Here is a 24,046-nt window from a genome sequence, read left to right on the forward strand (position 1 = left end):
AATGTATGGCCGTTGCAGCAGGGCCCAAACCCAGAATTCTCGCCATCGATGCCGGCGGAACCATGACCGATACCATATTGGTCAATGAAAAGGGGGAATTTGTGGTCGGCAAGGCACAGTCGACGCCTGAGGACGAGTCTGTCGGATTTGTCAATTCGTTGAGAGATGCCCTCCATTATTGGAATGTACCCCTGGAAGAAGGGGTTCCACACCTCGTCTCGGGCATCTATTCCGGGACGGCCATGCTGAACCGCCTGTTGGAGCGTAAAGGACTGAAATTGGGTCTCCTTGTTACGGCGGGTTTTGAAGATTATCTCCGCATCGAACGCGGCATCCAGACCTATCTGGGGTATTCCTATTCGGACCGTCTGCACCTTGTGACCCACGTCCATAATACCCCCTTGGTCCCTCGGGATCGGATTTATGGCATTCGTGGTCGGATCGACATCTTTGGTGCGGAGCAGATTCCCCTGTACGAGAACGAAGTTCAACAAGCCATCCGGGAACTTCTACAAAAGAATGTGCAAGGTATATGCATAAATTTCCTACACTCTTATGCCAATCCAGCGCATGAAGAAAAAGCCAAGGCGATTGCGCAAAAGGTGATGGAAGAGTTCGGCGTCCATGTGCCGTTGTTTCTGTCTTCGGAACTCTATCCCGTTTCCCAAGACTTTGCCAGACTTAATACGGTCTTGGTCGAAGCCTACGCCGCGGAACCCTCTCGAGGCCAGTTTCAGCGAATTACCCAGAAACTACGCGATCTTGGATCGAAGTTTGAACTTCGGGTGATGGCCTCTCACGGGGGCACCATTTCTACAGAGGCCAAAGAACTGGCTCGGACCTTGGTGTCGGGTCCCATCGGCGGCGTGGTCGGAGCTCAGTATTTATCTAAGCAACTCGGCTTTGATAACGTCGTGTGTTCGGATATCGGCGGTACAAGTTTTGACTTAGCCCTCATCACAGGAGGTCAATTTGCGATTCGGACGCAACCCAATATGGCGCGATTTGTTCTCAAGCTGCCACTGGTTGAAATCGACTCCGTGGGAGCGGGAACCGGTTCCTTTGTACGGCTCACACCGAGTTCAAAACGGATCGAGATCGGCCCCGACAGTGCCGGCTATCGCATTGGCGTCTCGAATCCGGACAGCGGCGTAACCACGGTGACGATTAATGATTGCAACGTGGTTCTTGGTTATCTGAATGCCGATAATTTTCTGGGTGGCGATGTGAAACTCGACCGGCAACGCGCTTACGAGGCGATACAAGAGCAAATCGCGGCCCCGCTTGGCTTGGACGTATATGCGGCGGCAGAAGGCATTGTTTCTCTCTTTCAGGATCATCTGCGTAATGAAGTGATCTCCCGGGTTCTTGGGAAAGGCTACGCGCCCGAGAATTATCGGCTACTTTCCTATGGTGGAGGCGGCCCTGTGCATGTGGCCGGTTATACGGCCGGATTAAACTTTCAAGATATTCTCGTCCCGTCTTGGGCGGCCGGGTTTTCGGCTTACGGTTGCGCGTGTGCCGAGTTCGAATACCGTGCGGATAAGACGGTGCAGGTGGCCGTCGCTCATGCTCAGGCCGATTTCGGTGCATTCGCTTCCGCCATTAATACAGCATGGAGCGAACTGAAAGAACGGGTAATCGGTGAATTTGCGAAAAGTGGAATCGCCCAGCGGGACATCGAATTTCGCCATCATGTCCGGGTCCAGTATGTGGGCCAACTGAATGACGTTGAGATCCAAGTCCCATTTGAACGAATTGAAAGCTCAGAACAGGTGCAAACGATTATCGACCGGTTTGAGGAAGCATATTCAAAAATGTATTCTCGTTCCGCCCGGTCTCCGGAGCTGGGATACCTGGTTACGACGGCCATTATTACTGGGGTTGCCCCCAGTGAAAAACCGAGTTTGCCTGAAGAACCTGTTAGTAGGGAGCAGCCGGAGGCAGACGATGTCGAGACGAGGCCCGTATATTACAAAGGTGCTTGGACAACTGCCAATGTGTACAAGATGGAGAAATTGAAAGCCGGGAACCGAATTCAGGGATTTTCCGTGATCGAATCGCCGAATACCACGTTTGTCGTGCCGACAGGTTACGAGGCGATACTGGATACCCATCGAATTTTTCACTTGAAACCACCTGTGAGTCATTAACAGTCCCTGTGCCGGGATATTTCAAGTTAAACACAAGGAGGAGAAAAAGATTATGGGCGAAGGGTTGAAGCCGTCCACAGCCGTCCATCCACAGGTCGCAATCGGTTGGGGTGGAAAAACACTCAAGGAGATGCTCGAAGAGTCAGAGCGCGTGTTTAAGGAAACAGGAAGGTACGCAGGACTGGATCGGCTTTCATTGCGCGAGGAGCATCCTATTCGATATGAGCGCATCTTCTCACTGCTGCGAGGTGGGCTCGTCAATGCCCGAGAAACAGCATTGAACATCTCAGCGTCTCCGATTGTGAAAGAGATTGGCGAACTTTGTTTCGCGTTATATACACCGGAAGGCGATTCGATTGCGCTCTCCACGGGCATTATCGTTCATGTCCACACCATGAGTGACGCAATTAAATTCATGATTCGAAACAATTGGGAAGTCAGCCCGGGAATTCGATCAGGTGATATTTTTTCCAATAATAATTCGATCATTGGAGACGTTCATACTGCTGATGTACACACCATTATTCCGATTTTCTGGGAAGGAGAAATTATCGGCTGGGCGGGTGGAGTGACTCACGAGATCGATGTGGGTGCGGTGACACCTGGGTCGATGGCGTTTGGACACGAAGACCGATATGGCGATGGGTTGTTGTTGTCCTGCGAAAAAGCGGGTGAAAATGATGAATTTTACCAGAGCTATCTAAAAAAAGTCAGCGACTCGGTGCGTGCTGAGATGTACTGGGTCTTGGATGAACGCACCCGTTTGGCTGGTTGCCACATGATTCGTGACCAAGTTTACCGGGTAATTCAGGAAGAAGGCATCGAGACCTATAAACGTTTTATTCGTGAAGTTATCGAAGAGGGACGGCGAAGCTTTAAGGAACGCGTGAAGGAAGTGACGTTCCCCGGTATCTATGAGTCGCCGAGATTTACGGATGTTCCGTGGAAAGACGATCCTACGGTCTCCCACAAAGCTCGAAGAGACACGCTGATGCATGCGCCATTAACGATACAAATCGGCGCAGACGGCGATTTTAACATGTCGTACGAAGGAGCGAACAAATGGGGTTATCACTCCTTTAACTGTGCGCCGTCACCCATGCAGGGTGCCTTATGGGTTCAAATGACACAAAGCTTGATTCCGAACGATAAGGTCAACGATGGAGCCTATCTGGCGACGTCGCTAAAGCTCCCTTATGGGTCATGGTGCAATCCAGATTATGAAAAAGTCTCCACCACCCTTTCGTGGCATTTCCTGATCCCGGCCTTTACAGGGTTGATTCGCAGTTTGGCCCGTGCTTATTACTCCCGGGGTTACCTTGAGGAAATCTCAGCGAGTTTCCCACTGACAGGTAATATCCTGCAGGGCGGCGGCAAGAATCATTATGGTGTCGAATCTGCGTTTACCAATTTCGAGATGTCATCCGAAGGCACCGGGGCGATGTACTTTAAGGACGGAGAAGATTCCACAGCTGCCATGTGGAACCCCGAAGGAGATATGGGTGAGGCGGAGACATGGGAATCACTGGAACCACTTCTATACCTCGGGAGGAGCTTGAAGCCGATGACTCCTGGTCCCGGAAAGTATCGGGGAGGGGCCGGAATCGAAAGTGTGCGGATGCTGTATCGTACCGATGAACAGACCTTGTTCAATGGACTTGCTGACGGCCATGTTTTCGGAAGCGCAGGCATTTTCGGAGGTTATCCGGGTAACGCGGGCTATCGGCACAGTCTGCACGGTACGAACATGAAGGAAATCATCCAAAATCAACTGCCTTATCCGACCCGAGATGGTGACCCGGAACATTCGGAAGTGGATGAGGTGATCCGTGCGGAGGAAAACGTGTTTGACAAACACGCCACTGCCGGGCCCCAGATCTTTCGTGAATATGACATTTACGTGTCTGTCCATCGGGGCGGACCAGGACTCGGAGACGTTCTTGAACGGGATCCGCACTTGGTGGAGAAGGATCTGAACGAAGGGTATCTCCTGCCGAGATATGCGGAGTCGATTTACGGGGTTGTTGCGGAACAGTCAGCCGATGGGACATGGAAGGCTGATCTGGAAAAGACGGCTGCCCGCAGGGAACAGATGCGGAAGGAACGCCTGGCTCGAGCCATACCGGCCGAAGCGTTCCTTGAGCGCGAACGAGATCGCATCTTGCACCGGGATTTTATTGAACCGGTTCTGGAAATGTATCAGAGCTCGATGGACTTATCCCCGGAGTGGAGAGAGAAATTCTTGAAGTTCTGGGATTTGCCTGAGGATTTCCGGATGGTCAGCGGCTAAGAAACTTTTCTGATCGGTGACAGTCATGACGTGTGTAGATCTGAATTGAGGGGAGAGATGAAGCTGTGGCTCAATATGATCTGGAAACTCTGCGGCAACTCAAACGTGGTGAACTTCCTTTTCATTTGGTTCACGAAATGCAGTCGAGCCATAAGGATTCCGATCGATTTTTTAAAATGTTGGCCATTGCCCAAGAATCGGTACCTTGGGACGACCGGATTTTATTGCCTTACGCAGAACATCTCTACATTGTGGAAAAGCCGGACAAGAGCCGGGTTGTCAAGTGTGACTGCGGCCATGAGTTCGGTGATTATCGCCGGAACTGGAAACTAAGTGCCTTGGTCTACGTCCGGGACACCGAGGAAAAGATTAACGAGATCTACCCGAATATGCTGGGATGTGACCCCGAGTGGATGCACCTAAGGGAGTATATTTGCCCCGGATGCGGCACGCTTCTTGAAGTGGAAGCTGTGCCACCCGGTTATCCGGTAGTCTTTGATTTCCAACCGGATATCGATACGTTTTATGAAAAGTGGTTAAAGAAACCCCTGAACCGTGAATAAACAAGTGATCGAGGAGCAAGCCTCCTGCAGTGAGTGTTGCTGCAGGAGGTGCCTCCTTTGGTCTATAATGTTTATCAAACCCATATCTCCGCGCCAGCGAAAAGGATGCATGTGAAGGAGGCTCTCTCATGATTTCAGAAGGGGAAATTTTATGGGAACCGTCTACATATTTAAAACAAACCTCTGGAATGTCACAATATATGCATTGGTTGGAGAGAGAAAAGGGTTTAGTATTCCCTGATTTTTTATCATTGTGGCGTTGGTCTGTGGACGATCTCGAGTCGTTTTGGGCGTCGATATGGGAGTATTTTCAAATACAGAGCCCGACCCCCTATACACGGGTGATGGAAGGTCATGAGATGCCTGGGGTTCGGTGGTTCCCCGGCGCTCGTGTCAACTTTGCTCAGCATGTATTCCGGGGAAGGCCAGGCGATCGACCGGCCTTGTTATTCCAGTCTGAGCATCGCCCCCTTACCATCGTGAGCTGGGACGAACTGTCCCGGTCCGTGGCCTCGGTGGCCGCTCATCTTCGGGAATACGGCGTCCGGCCGGGGGATCGAGTGGTGGCCTATATGCCGAACCTCCCGGAGACCGTGATTGCTTTTTTGGCCACTGCGAGCATCGGCGCTGTCTGGTCGAGTTGTTCTCCCGATTTCGGTGCTGTGACGGTAGTGGATCGCTTCAAACAGATCGAACCAAAGGTGCTCTTTGCGGTGGATGGGTACCAGTATGGTGGAAAAGTCTATGATCGAACCGAAGTAGTACAGGATCTGCAGCGATCTCTGCCCACATTGGAGAAGACGGTGTTCGTGCCCTACATTGGGTTGGACGGGGGCGGGGTGGAGAACGCGGTGATGTGGAACGATATTGTTCGGACACCGGCCGAACTGCATTTTGAACCTGTAGAATTCGAACACCCGTTGTGGGTGTTGTATTCTTCGGGTACAACGGGTCACCCCAAGGGAATTGTTCACGGCCACGGAAATATTGTCTTGGAGCTCCTCAAAGTCCACCAACTGCATTTTGACGTTCAGCCAGGGGATCGCTTTTTCTGGTTTACCACTACTGGATGGATGATGTGGAATTTCACCGTGGGCGCCCTCTTATCTGGGGCCACCATTCTTCTCTACGATGGTCATCCCGGCTATCCCAATCTCGATGTATTGTGGGAATTTGCGGAAAAGACGGGGATGACATCATTTGGAACAAGTGCGGGATATATTCAGAGCTGCCTGAAAGCGGGGCTTGAACCGGGTAAGGATCACGACCTTTCAAAGCTGCGGGCGATCGGATCGACGGGGTCGCCGCTGACCATTGACGGTTTTGAATGGGTGTATCAAAAGGTTAAAAAGGACATTTGGTTGGCTCCCGGGAGTGGAGGGACAGACGTCTGTACACCCTTTGTCGGTCCCTGTCCGCTCTTGCCCGTCAAGGCAGGTCTTATGCAGGGACCCATGCTCGGCGTGAAGGCGGAAGCCTACGACGACAACGGTCAACCAATCATCGGTGAAGTAGGAGAACTGGTGATCACGCGTCCCATGCCTTCCATGCCTTTATACTTCTGGAATGATCCAGAGATGAGCCGGTATCGGGAAAGTTACTTCGAAATGTATCCGGGCGTATGGCGACATGGGGATTGGATCAAATTCTATGCGGACGGCAGTTGTGTGATCTATGGACGATCGGATTCCACGATCAACCGTCATGGAGTTCGGATGGGGACAAGCGAGATTTACCGAGCCGTAGAAGGGTTGGACGAGATTGCTGACAGTTTGGTGGTAGACTTGGAACTACTGGGTCGACCTTCGTGTCTGTCTTTGTTTGTTGTGTTAAAGCCGGGGGTTGTGATGACGGATCAATTGAAAGCAGCCATTCGAAAGCGGATTCGGGAGACGGTTTCGCCCCGCCACGTGCCGGACGAAGTGTACGTGATCGATGAAGTGCCTCGAACACTGAATGGAAAAAAGATGGAAGTTCCAATTCGCAAAATCCTGTTGGGTTACTCTTTGGAGAGAGCCGTCAACCCTGATTCGATGAGTAATCCCCAATCCCTTAAGTTCTTTATCGAACTGGCGAAACAGTTAAACACCTAAGAGGTCACAATCCGAGGTGGTGATCGTCGTGAATACACCGTTTTCAGATCACCAATTGTCAATTGTGCAGACGGGTGAACAAGTGAATCGATGGGAAGCGTGGGTTAAAGACGGCATTCTTGATCCAAAGCTGCGTAAACCGATTAAATCATCTTGGGAGAGGTGTAAAAGCATGGGGGTCGCTTTCAGCACAGATGCGGCCCCTATCCGCATGAAACGCGCCGAAGTTCAGCATATTTCGTCCTTTTACCGGGAAATGATCGAGGTTGCGTTACCGATAATGAGGTACGTTCAGCGGGAGCATGGTTCTGATCAGGCGGTGGTCACGTTGAGTGACCACACGGGGCTGCTACTGCAAGTCACGGTTGATAACGATGACTTACTGAAACATGTGAAACATCGACACTTTTTTGAAGGTGCCGATTGGAGCGAGAGTGGAGCGGGCACGAACGCCGTCGGGACGGCTGTCATCGAAAAACACCCTGTTCGAGTCATTGGTGCGGAACATTATTGTGCAGGTTGGCATGAATGGGCGTGTTCGGCGGTTCCGATTTCCGAGCCTTTAACGGGGACCCTGTTGGGTGTTCTCGACATTACAAGCCGACGTCAGTGGTATGAAACTCACAATCTTCCACTCATTCAATGGGCTGCGAATCGAATCGGGCAAGATTTACACAAGAATGCGATTTCGGACGCCTTTTTTGGCCTTGTTCAAGAGTTGGATAAGCCTGCGTTTTTATTGAACCGGCACTTGTATGTGACGTGGGCAAATGCCCAGGCGATGGCTGCAGGGATACGTTCGGGCGAACCATTGCCCGTTGTGGACGGTCCTCCGGAATTGCTCACCGGGCAAGATCATGGGACATACGTACAAGAATTTAGATTGGGGGAGGGGGATGTACGGACGCTGTTAAAGGTGATTCCGTACCGATTATGGGGACTGGATTTGGGTGTGTTGTGTCTCATGATGCCAACATCCGGCGGAAAATTTACGGCGAAATCATTTTCGAAGAGCAAGGCGATGTCCCCGGTCGATTGGACAACCCATTACACGATGGACTCTATAATAGGGAGAACTCCTGTCATACTCGAGGCGAAACGACTTGCCCACAAGGCGGCGAATCTTTCGGCTCCGGTGTTTCTGGCGGGGGAATCAGGCACAGGGAAAGAGCTTTTTGCTCATGCGATCCACGCTTCGGGACCTCGTCGTTCCGGTCCTTTTGTAGCTGTCAATTGTGGAACTCTCCAACGAGAATTGGCGGCGAGTGAGCTGTTTGGTTATGAGGAAGGGGCGTTTACGGGCGCAAAAAAGCACGGTCAACGAGGGAAATTCCTTTTGGCAGACAAAGGGACCATTTTTCTGGACGAAATCGCTGAGTTGCCGATCGATTGCCAAAGTCTATTGTTGCGCGTGCTGGAGGAAGGGCGAGTAGTTCCCGTTGGTGGAACGCGCCCCATTCACGTAGATGTTCGGGTGATCACTGCTACCCACAAGAACCTGGACCAGGAAGTGCAGAGTGGTCGGTTCCGAAAAGACTTATTCTATCGTCTGTCAGCTTTATGGATCCGCTTACCCTCCTTGCGGGAACGTTCCGAAGATATCCCACTTCTCGTGGATACGTTTCTACGGCAATTTGCCAAAGAGATGGGAAGAACCTCCGTCCGACTATCTCCTGAAGCGATGCAACGTCTGACCGAACATTCCTGGCCAGGGAACATTCGAGAATTGAAAAATGTTCTCCAACGGGCTGTGTTCTTGTGCGATGGCAATGTGATTGAGCCGCGGCACATTTGTCTGGCCGGGCCCTTTGAAAATGCACCGTCCGTGGATACGGCCAAAAAACGCAGAAGCATCCACCGCTCTCTGGTTGAACAGGCTTTACGAGAGAGCGGTGGAAATGTGACTGAAGCAGCCCAAACCCTGGGAATTTCCCGAGCAACTATGTACAGGAAAATGAAACTATTCAATTTAATCTAGAGGTTTGGGGTATACACGCTGAGCCTCATTGTTGCAAAGCGACAGTGTGAGACAGTGAGACATAAACTGAGACGTTAACCATGCGCCGAGGGCGCTTTTTTCATGTCTTGTAATCGCTGGCACGATAGTTGCTTATCGTGTCTCTCGGAACAACAATTCATTGATCAGAACTAGGGAGGGGGAAAAATGGCATTTTCGGTTGGAGCGTCTACTCGAGTGAGTCTGAAACAGTTGGTGCAGGAAGTGGCTGAACGGACGCGGAACACGGGGCATTATGCCGGTCTCGTCGAATTAGAGTTGCGCGACAAGAATCCCTTTCGGTGGGAAGAAGCCATGACGAAACTGATTGCCTCGGCGGTGACCGCCCGGGAGGTGGCTGTTCACATTGCTGCATCGCCGCTCACGCGGAGTCTTGGTGAGACGTGTTTTGCTCTCTTTACCGCGGACGGGGATGCGGTCGCGTTATCGACCGGCATTATTGTCCATGTTCACACCATGAGTGAAGACATTAAGCAAATGATCGAGGCGGGCTACGAGGAGTTTCCCGGGATACGCGAAGGCGACATTTACTCCAATAATGACCCAGCTCTCGGTAACGTGCACACGACAGACATTCATACCTTGGTACCGATTTTCTATCAGGGTGAGTTGGTGGGCTGGGCGGGCGGGGTGACGCATCAAGTCGATATTGGAGGCGTAACCCCGGGCCACGACATTGTTGCGGCCACGTCTCGCTATGAAGACGGGCTGTACATGACCAATGAGAAAATCGGGGAACAGGGAAAATTGCTGCCACACTATCTGTTGCGATCAAGGCAAGGGGTGCGAACCCCTCTATACTACGACCTGGATGAAAAAGCGCGCATTGCCGGGGCAGAAATGATCAAGCGCGCGGTGATTCAATTTATCGACGAGTACGGATTGGATTTCTATCTTCGTCTGTCCCGAGAAGTCATTGAGTTCTCTCGTCGGAATTTCCTGGCTCGAGTGAAAGAACGGTTGATACCAGGACGATTTCGTGCAACCGCCTTTGTAGATACCCCTTTTTCCAAGGAGGCCTGGCAACCTCAAGCTCAGAGGGACACATTGCATCATTTGCCGTTAGAAGTGGTGGTCAAGGCGGACGGAACATTGCGGCTTGACTTTGAGGGTAACAGCGGTTACGGCCCGTGGGCGTGGAACACTGCGTTGGCTTCCGTCCTTGGGGCATTGTGGGTCGTTCTTTCGCAGATGCTCGGGTACAGTGAAGTGGTTAATGAGGGATACAATTTGGCCCTTGAGACCTATCGTCCACCGCGCACATGGCTTAACAACAATGAAGTGTACGATTTATCCAGACAAACGCCTTGGTACCTGACAATTCCGATTTACACGGGATTATATCGGTCGCTTCAACGAGGATTTTTGAGTCGCGGCTATGTGGAAGAAGGGGCGTCCGGGTACGGGATGACCGCAGATCCAACCCAAGGGGGAATGGTACTGAGCGGTACGACAGGGGAACCCAAGGGGGTCTATGCACCGATCACGACATTTGAAATTTCCGCCGTTGGAATGGGTGCTAATGCAACCAGGGACGGCATTGACCACGGTTATGCCATGTGGAACCCCGAGTCGGACATGGGGGACGTTGAGGAGTGGGAGCGGTTGCAAATGGGCCTGCGTTACCTTTCCCGTCGCATCAAACCGAACAGTGCCGGCTACGGGCGTCGAAGAGGGGGCGCCGGTTTTGAAACGATGGGTTTGTTCTACGGGGTCGCCGGGGCTCAAGCTTTCAGCTTAAACCAGGGCATGGTGTTTACCAATGCAGGGAACTGCGGTGGCTATCCTGCGTTCGCATCCTATACGTTGCACGTGAGAAAAACGGATATTGAGCAGTTGTGGCGGAACCATCAACCTTATCCCCAAGGGGACGACCCAGATTCCCCTGAGGTGAACAAACTCCCTTCTGCAGAGGTCACCCGATTGCCGTACGGCACCTACTACCCTCGACCGTTTGATCAGGGCGACTTGATCTACATGAAATATAACGGTGGCCCGGGATATGGAGATCCGTTGGAGCGTCCGATTGAGCTGTGCGAAAGGGATCTGAATGACGGGATCTACACGGAACGCATCATGGAAAGCGTTTACGGCATTATAGCATCACGGGATCTACATGGAGGATTTGTCGTCGATCGAAAAAAGTCCGAAGTGAAACGGGCGGAGATCCGTCGAACTCGGCGTGAACGTTCGGTGGATTTTGCCGAATTTTATCACCGAGAACGAAACCGCGTCCTCAGCGGGGAGCTCACCCCGGTTGTGCGTGCTATGTATGCGGAGTTGGCGGATGTAGGGCCAAGATGGTGGGAGGAATATCGGGCAGTGTGGCAGTTGCCGGAGGAATTTACCTTATAATATCTGGTTCAAGCCATTCTTCTCGAAAGGAGGAAGTTGTATGACCCAACGTCAAACGCGAATCTTGGCCATTGACACCGGTGGCACGATGACCGACACGATACTGATCGATACCAATGGCCAGTTTGTGGTGGGTAAAGCGCAAACCACCCCTGACGCGGTTTCCAAAGGGATCATGGAGTCTTTAAAAGATGCGGCGGGCCAGTGGGATATAAACCTTCAAGAGGCCGTGTCGGGATTAGAATTGGTCGTATACACTGGAACGTTAATGCTGAACCGTGTGGTGAGCCGGACCGGTATGGCACCTTTGGGGGTTTTGACCAGTTCCGGCTTTGAAGATACACTACGGTTTGGCCGGGCGCGACAGTCTTGGCATCATTTGTCCCTCCCAGAACGACTGCATGCGGTGTCCCACTTTCATCCGGATCCTCTCGTAAGCCGAGATTTTATCAAAGGGGTGCGGGAGCGGGTCCTCCAAACGGGTCAAGTGATGATCCCCCTCTATGAAGAGGATGTGCGTGAGGCAACCTTGGACCTTTTGGATCGGGGCGCTAGAGCGATTATCATCTGCTATTTGAATTCTTTCGTCAATCCGTCTCACGAAATCCGTACCGCGGAAATCGTCAGCGACATACTGAAGGAGCGGGGGATGCAGATCCCAGTGTTTCTCTCTCACCGGGTACACCCGATCTTGGGGGAGGCGGGAAGGCTGAACGCTGTGGTGATTCAGGTTTACGCGGCGGAACCGTCCCGGGATCAGTTGAGAGATCTTGAGGGTACGTTCAGGGATCAAGGCAGCCATGCGGGAGTACGGCTACTGACTAACTATGGCACCACGGTTTCCACTGCTTACGATCAACTGATTCATACCGTGAATTCGGGCCCGACGGGCGGCATCATCGGGGCCCAGTTTCTCGGGAGCGTTTATGATCTCAAGTACCTAATTGCGACGGATGTAGGCGGGACGACTTTCGACGTCGGAGCGGTGATCAATGGACAGATTGTACTTCGGGATTCGGGAATCATCGATCAGTTTTGGGTAAATACACCGATGGTAGCGGTCGATTCAATTGGTTCCGGTACCGGATCGTTTGTCCGGGTGGATCCGGTTACCCAACGGGTTCGCCTCGGTCCCGACAGTGCGGGGTACCGTGTGGGGGTGTGTTGGCCCGAAGGTGGGGTCGACACCGTAACCGTTAACGATGCCAACCTCATTCTCGGGTATCTAAATCCGGATAACTTTCTGGGTGGCCAGGTAAAATTGGATCGGGAGCGAGCGACGCGGCTGTTCAAGGAGCAAATCGCGGACCGTCTGGGTATCGATGTATTCGAAGCGGCTTGGGGAGTTCACAACCTGGCCAATCTCACGCTCAAGCTTCATTTGCAACAGGTCATGCTCGGAATGGGATTCGGACCAGAGGTATTTCATCTCGTTGGATATGGGGGTGGAGGTCCCCTTCACGCCATTGGGTACACCCATGGTCTGGACCTGGCCGGAGTGATGATTCCAACCTGGGCCCCGGGCTTTTCCGCGTTCGGTGCGGCTTGCGGGGAATATGGTGTACGACAGGAAATTTCCACGGATATTTTTGTGCCACCTCCACCGGGTGTAGATCCCACTGGAATCGCGTTGCAGATCATGCGTGGTGCTTACGATACCTTACCTCCTGATGTCAAGGGCAATGTCGATGAACAGTTAGCCCAAGGTCTGCGGTTGGAAGCCGCCATGAGAGGTGTGTTGAATCAGGTCGCGCTGGACCAGCTGAGCCGAGCGTGGAGTTCTCTGAAAGGCCAGATTGAGCTGGAAGCCTCTCGGGAGGGTCTGGATCCGACTCGATTGCGTTTTGTGTTTGGTGCGCGGATGCGCTACGCCGGTATGTTGGATGATCTGGAAGTACAGACTGGGGCCCCAGAGATCAAACCGGAAACTCTCTCTGAATTGGCGGAGCAATTCGAAGTGAGTTTTGACAAGGTATATGCCCGGGCAGCTCGGAGCACCGAGTTTGGGTACCAAATTACTCGGGCTGTAGTCACGGGGTATTACGAAAGTGTAAGGCCCACTGTGCCGGAAGAGTCGTTGGACGGTGAAACACCGGCGCAAGGCTGTCGAAAAGACCACAGACCGATATTTTGGAACGGCACCTGGCATGAGTCGGATGTATATGAAATGGATCGGGTTCGGGCAGGGAATGTGTTGACAGGTCCGTGTTTGGTGGAGTCGCCCGCGACGACTATTCTAGTTCCGCCGGAGTATCGGCTTTATATGGACCGCCGACGGGTGTTCTGGGTGGTCCGGCCCGGCGAGGATGTAGCGATGTATAAGGGAAGGTGAGATCATGGCGGTCAGTCGTGAGAAAATCCAGCGAATTGCCGATATGCTGGAGGGACGAATTTCTACCCAGGAGCTGTTTCGGGTGATCGCGGGACAGAAGGACCCCGAAGCCTTTGATGCGTTGGTGGCGTATTTTCAGGAGAAGGTGCCCTGGACTGAGCGTGTGATTCTTCCGCTTTCCGATCACCTTTGCATCGTGTCCAAGACTGAAGGAACAAAGAAAAAAGCGATTGTGAAATGTACCTGCGGATACGAATTCGAGGACTATCGTGTGAATTGGAAAGTGAAGGCGAGAGTTTATGTCCGCGAGTCATCGGAGGAATTTCACGAAATTTATCCCCAGTATATGCATGCTGAACCAGGTTGGCAGGTTTTGAGGGAGTATTATTGTCCTGGTTGCCTTACTTTGCTTGAGGTCGAGGCGGTCCCGGTTGGATATCCTCCTACTTTTGACGCTCTACCTGACATTCAAACCCTTTACAGAGATTGGCTTAGACGCGAATTGCCTGTGGACGATCATACATTTGAAGACCTGACGGCGGACTATGTGAAAACACATTTCACTGTAAATCACTGAAAACAAGAAGCATTGGATGGGTTGCCGACAAAATCTTGACTCAGGGTTAAACGGGCGGTGAGGCTGCCGCCCGTTTGTCTGATTACATGCCTGGGTAAAACCACGAGGTCGGCAGGAGAAAGGTCCACGGGGCGGTTATAACTGCCAAGGTGGCCGATAATTTGGTCCGGGTAACCTTTTCCGCGACGATGCGCTTAAACGTGAAAAAGTAATTCAGCGCGTAAATGCACAGGGCGGAGAGAATGGGTGCCTGCTGCAACGGTGAGGTCACGGCAGACAAATCGTCTGTCCGATGAGCAGGGCCTCGGGACGAACGTGGGGATTCATCCTCATCAAAGCGTCGACTGAAATATTAAACCGTTGGGCAATGGAGTAAAAGGTGTCGCCGGGCTGAACGATATAGCGGTGGGGACAGGTGACCGGCGGAACGGCGAGGGGGATGCAGATGATCTGCCCCACTCGCAGGTGGTAGGGATCGATCCCCGGGTTTGCCTCAATGAGATCGGCCAAGGAAACGTTGAAAAATTGTGCAATGGCAGCCAGGGTGTCCCCGGGGCGGATGGTGTAGTAATTTCCTTCTGGGCACGCCGGGTAGATGGGCTGATGAGGGATGCAGAGCTGTTGTCCGATGCGAAGATGGTACGGGTCGACGAAGGGATTGGCCGAGATGATGGCACCGACGGTGGTCCGATAACGCTGGGCCAAGTGATACAGCGTATCACCCGGCCTCACAAAATAAGGAAACGTTCGCGGTGGACAGGGCCTGAGGGCATTCATCGGCGGTTTTCCACCTCTTGTCACCGGAAATTTGCCCCATTGTATGCGAATCCGGCCCAAGGTGTGCGGCTGTCCCCCAGGTTAACGTGTGTTCGCGCCGGATACAGCGGCATGGAGAGTCTGCGCCTTTCCCGTTTTGAGATCTTGCAACAACTGCCTCAGATGTCCCACCACTTCCTGGGATGCCCGTTCCAGATCCGCCAAGCGGCTTCGCGCCTTAGCCTTTTCCCCCGCCAGGATGAGCCGGTGAATCTCCTCCGCGAGCCGATGCACCTGGATGTGGGGTTCTTCAATGGCCCGGAAAGAATCCATGGAGGACAAGGGCGACCGATTCCGGGCCTGTTCGTACCACTGTCCCAGGCGGCACCGGCGATGATCGAGCAACTCTTTTTCATCGATCACATGGTAACCGAGGATCATGTTGTACAACCACCATTTCCACAGCAGGTGCTCCGTAATGACCACGCGGACCAGCTGCGCGTCTTCCAAACGAGGGATGTTGCCAATGAGTTCGAGGCGCAGGCGATTGGCTTGAACACTGGTTTCATGGATCTGATTTCCGATCCGGTTCGCCTCATCATCGGTGCGGGCCACATCGCCCAGGACGTGATCGATGCGCGCAGCGATGTCATCGGTGGCCGCAGCCTGTTCCTCGGTGGTCGCCGCTACTTCATTGAAAAACTCCGCCATGTGTCCCACCTGGCTGACAATCTCCTCAAGGGTCCGGAGCGCATCCCGGGATTGCGCCACCCGGAGGCCGAGGTTGTCGACGACCTGGTCAGCCAACTCCCGAACGACCCGGGTTTCCCGTTGCACTTGTTCCACAGTCCCCGCGATCCGATGAATCGACTCCTTCGTCTGATCGGCCAGGGTGCGCACCTCGGAGGCAACGACCGCAAATCCCCGACCGTGATCTCCAGCCCGAGCCGCCTCGATAGCCGCGTTCAGGGCCAAGAGGTTCGTCTGATCGGCGATCTTGCGGATGAGACTGGCGATGTGGGAAATATCCTCGGCAGCGTTCGATAATCCGACGATCTTCTCCCGGGCGGCTTTGAACGACTCCCCCAGATCTGTCATACCCTGGAGGGATTCCTGAATGACGCGGCGGCCGGATTCCACATGGTGAATCACTTGGTCGGAATAGTCGGCGACCCGGCTAGCCTGTTGGGCGACCTCTCGAATGGATGCCGTCAGTTGTTCGGCGGCGGCGCTGATCCCTTCTGCGTGGTTTTTTGACGTCGCAGACGCCTCCAGGATGTTCGCCGTTCCGTCAATCTTCAGAATCGACTCCATAATGCCCGAGATGTGATCGATGAACCGGAACTCGGTCTCCTCCTCGTAGGCTTCGAGAATCAACTGCATGTCAAAGGAGATCACTTTTAACACAGAAAGCAAGATGTCAGCCAATTGGTCCGGCTTTCTGGAATGACTATGTACCAATCGCGGGATGAGATGCTCGTAAAGTCTTATATAGGAGGCGATGTACCATTTGGCGGGGAGATGGACTTGACTGTGAATCCGTCCGATCGCTCGGCGGGTGTTGACGAAGTTATCATCAAAGTCTTCTATTGAAAATAAATTTGTAAAATAATGAACAAATGTCCCCGTCAGTTGTTCCCGGTTGCTGTGGCGGTCCATGATCGCTTGCAACTCCGGGATCTCTTCAATTCGATCATAATGCTCTGCAGCCACCTCGTGGACAACAGCCTTGATGTCACTTTTCAAAGCCCGCACCGTTTCCAAGTCCCGTGCGGACAAATGGAGAAATGTTAACTGATCGGTAACTTCAGGAGCTGATTGGATCTCCGATTTCTTGCCCGTCCGAGTTGGTTCCTGTGGCCCTTTCCCTCTCCACTTTGCCCGATCGATCACCCGAAAGCCCCCCATACCACAATCACAATCGTTGTTTGAATTATTTTATCGTGAAAAGTTATGGTGGTCAATGTCTCAGGGGTTCATGTCCAGCCGTAGGTCGGTTTTCGGCGTTATTGACGTTTCCGTAAACGTTATGTTAGAATCGACACCAGAACAATGTGACAGTCCAGGGGGAATGATCGGTGTCCCGGCAGTATACGATCTCGGATCTGGCCCAGATGTACGACACCACCACCCGTACCATCCGTTATTACGAGGAATTGGGATTACTGCGTCCGGAGCGGGAAGGTTCTCGGCGGGTGTATTCCGAACGGGATCGGGTCAGGCTGCAACTCATTCTGCGGGGGCGGCGACTGGGTTTTCACTTGGACGAGATTCAGGAGTTGCTCGATTTGTACGATCTCGATCCCACCGAAGTGTATCAGCTGCGGGAGGTGATTCGAAAAGGGGACGAGAAGTTGGCCCAGATCGAGGCACAGATTCGGGATCTTGAGGCGATTCGCGAAGAGTTGCTGGATTTGCGGGCGAGGATGGAGCGCCTGCTTGCCGAAAAAATCCGGGGAGGAGCGGAATCATGAGGCATCAGTCCTATGCGTACGGCCTCAACCATTGGTTGGAGGATCGAGATCTGCAGGTGATTTTGTCGCACTATTGGCCTTCTTGGAAAGAGTACGCGCCCGAACTGGAATCCTTTGGTGCGTTGGCGGGCACCGATGTGTATGAAGCGATCTACCACATCGATCACGATGCGCCCCCGGTGTTCGTGATGCACGACCTAGACGGGAGGCGGGTGGATCGGGTTCGCCTGTCCCCGGTGGAGACGCGATTGCTCAAAGAGATCGCCCCGATGAATCGCGTCCCCTATGAGGGTGGAGGGTGGCATCACCACTACGCGCTCGGATATCTTCTGGCGGATCCGGGGCTGTACTGTGTGATCACCATCACCGGTCAAACAGCTTATGCGATCCACAAGTACGCCCCGGCGCACGCGGAGTGGAAAGAAAAGCTCTTGGCGGGGGAGATGTTCGGCGCCACTTGGATGACTGAAAACCAGGGGGGCAGCGACCTGGGGGCCAACACCACCGTGGCCCGACCGGACGGAGAGGTGTGGCGGCTGACAGGGGATAAATATTTTGCCAGTGGTGCCGGATTGACCGATGTCGCCATCGTGACGGCCCGGCCGGAAGGGGCTCCGGCGGGGCCAAAGGGACTGGCCCTGTTTCTCGTCCCCCGGCTCAACCGGGCCGGCGAACTGAATTATCGGGTCAGGCGCCTGAAGGACAAGAGTGCCACCCGGGCGGTACCTTCCGGGGAAGTGGAATTGGAGAATAGCGAGGCGTATCTCGTCGGCCGGGCGGAGCAAGGGATCTATTATACTTTGGAGAATCTCACGGTCTCCCGGCTGGCGAACGCCGTGGCGGGCATGGGCATCGCCAAAAAAGCGCATCTCGAGGTGATGGAGCGGGTTCGCCGGCGTCACTCCTTCGGCCGGGCCCTGCAGGACCACCCCTTGGTCCGACGAGACCTTGTGGACATGGCCGTCCGACTGGTCGGGGGAACGGTCCTGGGCTTTCACGCCGTGGAGGCTTTTCAGCGGGCATGGCACGAGCGACCGCCCTATTCCCCGGCGTACCACTACGCCAGGTTCCTCAGCCATTTGGCGAAAAATCGCACGGCCGACCACGCGGCGGAGATCACGCGGCTGGCGATGGAACTGTTCGGAGGCCTGGGGTTCCTGGAGGAATACGCTGTGGCCCGGTGGCACCGGGAGGCGCTGATCACGCCGATTTGGGAAGGGCCGAGCAATATCCAGGCCTTGGATCTTCTGGAGACGGTGCAAAAGAAGAATGCCCATGAAGGATTTTTGGCAGAATTTATCCCAATCCTGGAAAAGGTGGGGACGGTCGAGGCCGGATGGGCGAGGGAAACGATCGAGAAGGTGTTTACAGATGCGGCGGGGCTGAACCCTGAAGAGCTGCAATGGTATGCCAAACACTGGGTGGTCCAGATGGCTGACGCCGCTCAGGTGGCGCTGCTGTACCGGTTGGCGGAGACCGGCGGTGAGCGGTACAGCCGGTTGGCGACGCTGTATGCCCATCGCTTCTTGCGGGGCGAGGAGTATCCCGCCTGGGCGTTGCAGGAACCTCAGGTGTGGGGAGGTGCAGCCCAGTATGAAGAAGCTCGTCGTTCATGAACTGCTGCGGCACACGCTGCTCAGCCGTCCGGAGTCGGAGATTGTCAGCGGGGACGTACGGCTCCCCTATGCCCAGATGTACGATCGGGTGGTGCGGCTGGCGGATCGCCTGGGGCGCATGGGCGTCGGCCGGGGGACGGTGGTCGGGGTGCTGGACGTGAACAGCCATCGGTATCTGGAGCTCCACTATGCGTTATCCATGCTGGGTGCGGTGATTCATACTTTGAATTTTCGCCTGGCCGCTGAGGATCTTGCCTATACCATCCGGCATGCCGAAGACGAGTGGATTTTCGCGTGGGAAGGGTTTGCTGAGGCGGTCCGGCCGTTGAGATCGACCGTTTCCCGGTGGGTGTGGATGGGAGACGGGGCTGATCCGGAAGACGGTGCTCTCACCTATGAGGCGTTGGTGGCCGAGGGGCGCCTGGTGGAGCCGGACGGGGCGGATAGGATTGATGAGGCTGATCCGTATTCGATTTTTTATACCACGGGGACCACGGGGCGGCCCAAGGGATTGATGTATCGGCATCGTGATGTTATCCTGGCCTCGTTGCAAATCGCCCACCATCTCGCTTTGTATCGGACGGGTGCGTCGGTGGGGACCGGCGACGTGTTTATGCCCTTGATTCCATTTTTCCATATTCACGGTTGGGGATCGGCGATATTCGTTCCCTATCTGGGGGCGAAGCTGGTGCTTCCCGGCCGGGCGGGTCCTGCGGAACAGCTTGCGCTGATTCGTCGCGAAGGGGTGACTTGGAGCAACATGGTCCCCACTCAAATGCAAATGCTGTTGGATGCGGCGGGGGACGAGCCTTTGGGGCTCAAGGTTTTGACCGGTGGGAGTCCGCTTTCTTCGGGTCTCGCCCAGGCGGCCCGGGATCGGGGTGTAACCTACAGTTTGATCTATGGCGGTTCGGATCAGTTGGGGGCGAGCATTTCGGTGGTTCCTGAACATGTGGACCCGACTTCCGCGGAGGCCGGTCGGATTCTGGCCACCCGCACCCGGCCTCTTCCTATGGTGGAAATCGAGGTGCGCGACCGAGAGGGGTTGGCCGTTCCCCGGGACGGAAAAACCATCGGCGAGGTGTGGGTGCGCAGCCCTTGGTTGCCCCAGGGATACTACAACGATCCGGAGAGAACCCGGGAGAGTTATGTAGATGGCTGGTTCCGCAGCGGGGATCTTGCCGTTTTGGAAGACGATGGGACTTTATATGTGGTGGATCGGGAAAAAGATGCGGTCAAAAGCGGCGGGGAATGGATCCCTTGTGGAGTGTTGGAAAGTTTACTGTCCGAACACCCAAAGGTCATTGAAGCCGTGGTGGTGGCAAAACCGGACGAGCGATGGGGGGAACGGCCGCTGGCGGTGATTCGGCCCCGGACGCCGATCTCCCCCGAGGAATTGCGAGCTTACCTCGGGGGACTGGTCGATGCCGGAAAGCTCACTAAGTTCTGGGTGCCAGATGATTTCGTGTTTCTCGACAACCTGCCGGTGACCAGTGCGGGGAAAGTTCATAAAGTCTCTCTGCGAAAGATGTTGGGGCTCGCCTGAAAGGAGTGGAGTCGTCTTTGGCTGACATTGGCTTATCTGATAGCGTTTTTATCGTGAAAGAGAACACCGTCTACCCGACTGAACTGGCGCGGGGGCCCTGGGATCCCAATGCCCAACATGGCGGTGCTCCGGCAGGTCTGTTTGCCCAGCTCATCGAAAGGGCGGCAGAACCCCAGCGGGTGGTTCGCCTCACGGTGGAACTCCTGCGTCCAGTACCGCTGTGTCCTCTAACCTACCACGTGACGGGGGCGGCGGGACGCAGCGTTGGCCGCTGGACGGCCTCCTTGTCTGCCGGCGACCGGGAGGTGGCCCGGGCTTACGCCCTGACGGGCAGGATCGACCCGGAAGGGGTGATCCTGTCCCGGGCGGATGAGGGTGAACCGAATGACCAGCTTCCGTTCCCTGAAAACGGGCCGGCCTTTCGGATACCGGGGATGCCCGAACAGCGCTCATTCTACTGTACGGCGATGGAGGCGCGGCTGGTGACGGGCAGCGTGACGGAGCCGGGTCCGGCGGCGGTGTGGTTCCGGCTGCGCCATCCGTTGACCAATGGAGAGCCTCTGACCCCCATGGGGCGTGCGGCGGCTTCGGCAGATTTTGGAAACGGCATCAGCTGGGTGTTGCCCTTTGACCAGTACGTGTACACCAATGCCGACCTCACCGTTTCCCTTTTTCGCATGCCCATGGGAGAATGGATCGGCGTCGATGCTAGAACCAGGATTGATCTACCGGGAATCGGTGTAACATCCACAAAATTGTACGATCGCCAGGGCCTGGTGGGTTTCGCCCATCAGACCCTCGTGGTTTGCCGGCGCTAAGCTTAGGATACTAATGGGTGATCGAATTCGGATCGGACAAGGCAGTTTTGACGTTGATCGACGTGTAAACGGGGGTTGACCTTGATCCACGAGGTTCCCTTTTTAAAACCGGCGCAGCCGTTTGTTGACCAAGGCCGAGCGATTGAGGCCCCTGGATACCGTGGTGGTGGAAACCCCTGCCCGTTCCGCCACCTGGCGGATGGTGACTCAGGGATTGCCCGACGGCGGGGGCCGGGGGCGGCAGGGAGTGGAGTTCTAAAGAGGGCGAGCCGCTCCCTGCCCTGTCGCCCTTTGTACCGGTCGGCATGTTACGACAATGGAGATGGGTTCACAACGCAGGGTCATAGACCCTTTTGGGCTGGCGATGTTTCGCTGGTCTTCGCGATTTCCCGAAGGTGTTGGAGCCCCACCCGGGTGCAGAAGTCTCCGAAACGTTCCCCGGGACGGCGATGGCGTTGAAACGCCACGAGCAGCGGCCGCAAGACATTCACCAGTTCCTCGTAAGGAACTAAGGTCTCGTAGAGAGAGGCAAGCCGGGTTCCCACCGAATCTCCGCCCACCCAGATGTCGTATCGCCCGGGGCTCCGACCCACCAGTCCAATGTCCCCCACGTAGGGCCTGGCACAGCCGTTCGGGCAGCCGGTCATGCGGACGCTGAGGGGTTCGTCAGCCAGGCCGACTTCGGCCAGGGTTTGTTGCAACTTTTCGAGAAGCCCTGGAAGCGCTCGTTCTGATTCCGCCACCGCCAGTCCGCAGGTGGGTAGGGCGACACAGGACATGGCGAGGCGCTGGACCGGAGGCAACTCTTCCGCCAAAGGAACACCGAATTGGTGAAGCACCTTCGAAATTTCTGTTCTCACTCCGGGATCAAGGCCAGTGAGAAGAAGGTTTTGCTCGGGAGTAAGGCGAATCCCCGGTCGGTAACGACTGACGATTTCCCTCAGTGCCGTCTTCATCCGAAACGATCCCGTATCTCGAATGCGGCCGCTGGGGATGAAAATCCCCAACCATCCTCTTCCATCCCCCTGATCATGCCAGCCCAGGTGATCATTTGTATTTTTCCAGTGCAAGGGACGTGCTGGGAGCAACTCCCATCCCAAGCGTTGCTCGACCTCGTGCCGAAACCATTCTAACCCCCGGTTGTCCAGGAGGTATTTTAGGCGAGCCTGTTTGCGATCAGAGCGGTTTCCATAATCTCGCTGGACCGAGACCACCGCCCGGGCCAGGGGGATGATTTGGTCGGGGGTTACAAACCCCAGAGGGGTGGCTAACCGCGGGTAAGTATCGGGCCGGGAAGCGGTTCGCCCCATTCCGCCACCCACCAACACGGTGAAACCCTCCAGGTGCTCTTTGGTGCCGTGGGCGACCAAGCCGAGGTCGTTGGTGTACACATCCACACAATTGTCCCCTTCAATGGCCAAAGCCACTTTGAACTTGCGCGGAAGATACGTTTGACCGTAGAGAGGCTCAACGGGATCGGCCACCTCAGCACCCGCGCTCACCGGCTGGGAGGTGCCGTATATTTCCGCACCTGCCTCGTCGGCACCGACGTCCACCCGCTGGCCGTCCAGCCAGATTTCGTGGTAGGCGGGCGTCTTCGCCGACAGGGCGTCCGCCAAACTTTTGAGGACATTTTCCAACTCCCGCCGAAAAGGGGTGTTAAGGGGCGCCGGGCACAGAATGATGTTCCGAACCTGATCGCCACATCCTCCCAGAGTCGTGACCAACTGTTCGTTGATCGACCGAATGGTTTTTTTGAGATTGCCCTTCAGAACTCCGTGCCACTGGAACGTTTGGCGGGTGGTGATTCGCAGGCTTCCTTGTCCATAACGGTCACTGAGTTCGTCGAACACCAGATAGGCCTCCGGGGTGACGATGCCCCCCGGGATCCGGGCCCGGATCATCATCTGGTGGTGTGGTTCTTGGCCTTGCTTTTTCAATTGCGGGCGCAGATCCCGGTCGTCTTGTTGATAAATACCGTGGAATTTTAGAATCTCTCGGTTCTCATCCGAGAAGGAGGCAGTGTTTTCGGCCAACTCTGAAGCGATGGTGCCCCGAAGATAATCGCTGCGGGCTTTTATCGTTTCATTCTTGGTGGGGGAATGGGAGTCGCTCATCTCATCGCCTTCTTTCTCATTGGGAATGTCATCGATTCGGATTGGATTATACATAAATTCCGGGTAATTATCAATATCAGGGCTGTTAACTTGGTATTTTCGATAAAAAAATAACGAAGGATTGTCTTCGTTCCCATGTACTAGATCTGCGGGCTGGGTCCGTCGTGGTTTGGGACACCCCGTTTACAGGTGCAACGGATTGTGTATAGAATACTTATAGATGAAATTTGCACTTACTGAAGGTCGGCCTTCCCGTGATGGAGGTGTGGGGATGGCCGGGATGGAAATGGCCGAATCTGTTACATAGGGATGGCGAAAGACGGGTGGACGACAGGCCGA

At 54.7% G+C, this 24,046-nt stretch carries 16 protein-coding genes; 12 read left to right on the plus strand and 4 right to left on the minus strand.

The window, feature by feature from the left end; genetic code table 11:
* Positions 1 to 5: 5 nt before the first annotated feature.
* The 8 genes from BTUS_RS05620 (at position 6) to BTUS_RS05655 (ending at position 14,380) form a co-directional block, all read left to right on the plus strand.
* Positions 6 to 2,153 carry a hydantoinase/oxoprolinase family protein gene (locus tag BTUS_RS05620; RefSeq protein WP_013075146.1) on the plus strand — a complete coding sequence of 716 codons (2,148 nt, stop codon included), beginning with the start codon at positions 6 to 8 and terminating at the stop codon, positions 2,151 to 2,153.
* A gap of 52 nt (positions 2,154 to 2,205) precedes the next feature.
* Positions 2,206 to 4,443: a hydantoinase B/oxoprolinase family protein gene (locus BTUS_RS05625; RefSeq protein ID WP_013075147.1), complete on the plus strand. Its 2,238-nt coding sequence runs from the start codon at positions 2,206 to 2,208 to the stop codon at positions 4,441 to 4,443.
* A gap of 65 nt (positions 4,444 to 4,508) precedes the next feature.
* Complete coding sequence (locus BTUS_RS05630) at positions 4,509 to 5,006, plus strand: acetone carboxylase subunit gamma (protein ID WP_013075148.1); 498 nt, start codon at positions 4,509 to 4,511, stop codon at positions 5,004 to 5,006.
* 128 nt (positions 5,007 to 5,134) lie between these two features.
* Positions 5,135 to 7,099: an acetoacetate--CoA ligase gene (locus tag BTUS_RS05635; protein WP_013075149.1), complete on the plus strand. Its 1,965-nt coding sequence runs from the start codon at positions 5,135 to 5,137 to the stop codon at positions 7,097 to 7,099.
* Positions 7,100 to 7,127: 28 nt separating this feature from the next.
* Positions 7,128 to 9,077 carry a sigma-54-dependent Fis family transcriptional regulator gene (locus tag BTUS_RS05640; protein WP_123809237.1) on the plus strand — a complete coding sequence of 650 codons (1,950 nt, stop codon included), beginning with the start codon at positions 7,128 to 7,130 and terminating at the stop codon, positions 9,075 to 9,077.
* A gap of 186 nt (positions 9,078 to 9,263) precedes the next feature.
* On the plus strand, positions 9,264 to 11,471 hold the full coding sequence (locus BTUS_RS05645) for a hydantoinase B/oxoprolinase family protein (protein ID WP_013075151.1): 2,208 nt from the start codon (positions 9,264 to 9,266) through the stop codon (positions 11,469 to 11,471).
* Between the two features lie 40 nt (positions 11,472 to 11,511).
* Positions 11,512 to 13,803, plus strand: coding sequence for a hydantoinase/oxoprolinase family protein (locus BTUS_RS05650; protein WP_013075152.1), 2,292 nt, complete (start codon positions 11,512 to 11,514; stop codon positions 13,801 to 13,803).
* 4 nt (positions 13,804 to 13,807) lie between these two features.
* The gene (locus BTUS_RS05655; RefSeq protein WP_013075153.1) at positions 13,808 to 14,380 is read left to right on the plus strand and encodes an acetone carboxylase subunit gamma; all 573 of its coding nucleotides are present in this window, start codon (positions 13,808 to 13,810) and stop codon (positions 14,378 to 14,380) included.
* Positions 14,381 to 14,647: 267 nt separating this feature from the next.
* On the opposite strand, the gene BTUS_RS05665 is transcribed toward BTUS_RS05655, so the two are convergent.
* Both BTUS_RS05665 and BTUS_RS05670 read right to left on the minus strand, forming a co-directional pair.
* A complete protein-coding gene (locus tag BTUS_RS05665; RefSeq protein WP_013075155.1) occupies positions 14,648 to 15,157 on the minus strand; it encodes a LysM peptidoglycan-binding domain-containing protein in 510 nt (169 codons plus the stop codon).
* An 81-nt stretch (positions 15,158 to 15,238) separates the two neighbouring features.
* Positions 15,239 to 17,029, minus strand: a complete 1,791-nt coding sequence (locus BTUS_RS05670; RefSeq protein WP_013075156.1) for a methyl-accepting chemotaxis protein — start codon at positions 17,027 to 17,029, stop codon at positions 15,239 to 15,241.
* 185 nt (positions 17,030 to 17,214) lie between these two features.
* Between BTUS_RS05670 and BTUS_RS05675 the strand changes: the two genes are divergently transcribed.
* Genes BTUS_RS05675 through BTUS_RS05690 form a run of 4 tightly spaced genes read left to right on the plus strand, consistent with a single transcriptional unit; the run spans position 17,215 to position 21,590 of the window.
* The gene (locus tag BTUS_RS05675) at positions 17,215 to 17,610 is read left to right on the plus strand and encodes a MerR family transcriptional regulator (protein ID WP_013075157.1); all 396 of its coding nucleotides are present in this window, start codon (positions 17,215 to 17,217) and stop codon (positions 17,608 to 17,610) included.
* Positions 17,607 to 19,226 carry an acyl-CoA dehydrogenase family protein gene (locus BTUS_RS05680; RefSeq protein ID WP_013075158.1) on the plus strand — a complete coding sequence of 540 codons (1,620 nt, stop codon included), beginning with the start codon at positions 17,607 to 17,609 and terminating at the stop codon, positions 19,224 to 19,226. Before BTUS_RS05675 ends, BTUS_RS05680 begins: the two co-directional genes overlap by 4 nt.
* A complete protein-coding gene (locus BTUS_RS05685; RefSeq protein ID WP_013075159.1) occupies positions 19,204 to 20,772 on the plus strand; it encodes an AMP-binding protein in 1,569 nt (522 codons plus the stop codon). The genes BTUS_RS05680 and BTUS_RS05685 overlap by 23 nt, the downstream gene beginning before the upstream one ends.
* 17 nt (positions 20,773 to 20,789) lie before the next feature.
* Positions 20,790 to 21,590 carry a thioesterase family protein gene (locus tag BTUS_RS05690; protein ID WP_013075160.1) on the plus strand — a complete coding sequence of 267 codons (801 nt, stop codon included), beginning with the start codon at positions 20,790 to 20,792 and terminating at the stop codon, positions 21,588 to 21,590.
* Positions 21,591 to 21,692: 102 nt separating this feature from the next.
* Here BTUS_RS05690 and BTUS_RS19225 read toward each other — a convergent pair whose 3' ends face one another.
* Both BTUS_RS19225 and BTUS_RS05695 read right to left on the minus strand, forming a co-directional pair.
* Positions 21,693 to 21,782, minus strand: a complete 90-nt coding sequence (locus BTUS_RS19225; RefSeq protein WP_197945607.1) for a LacI family DNA-binding transcriptional regulator — start codon at positions 21,780 to 21,782, stop codon at positions 21,693 to 21,695.
* Between the two features lie 149 nt (positions 21,783 to 21,931).
* Positions 21,932 to 23,707 carry an NADPH-dependent assimilatory sulfite reductase hemoprotein subunit gene (locus BTUS_RS05695; RefSeq protein WP_013075161.1) on the minus strand — a complete coding sequence of 592 codons (1,776 nt, stop codon included), beginning with the start codon at positions 23,705 to 23,707 and terminating at the stop codon, positions 21,932 to 21,934.
* Positions 23,708 to 24,046: the final 339 nt, after the last annotated feature.

This window comes from Kyrpidia tusciae DSM 2912, from assembly GCF_000092905.1.
GTDB lineage: Bacteria > Bacillota > Bacilli > Kyrpidiales > Kyrpidiaceae > Kyrpidia > Kyrpidia tusciae.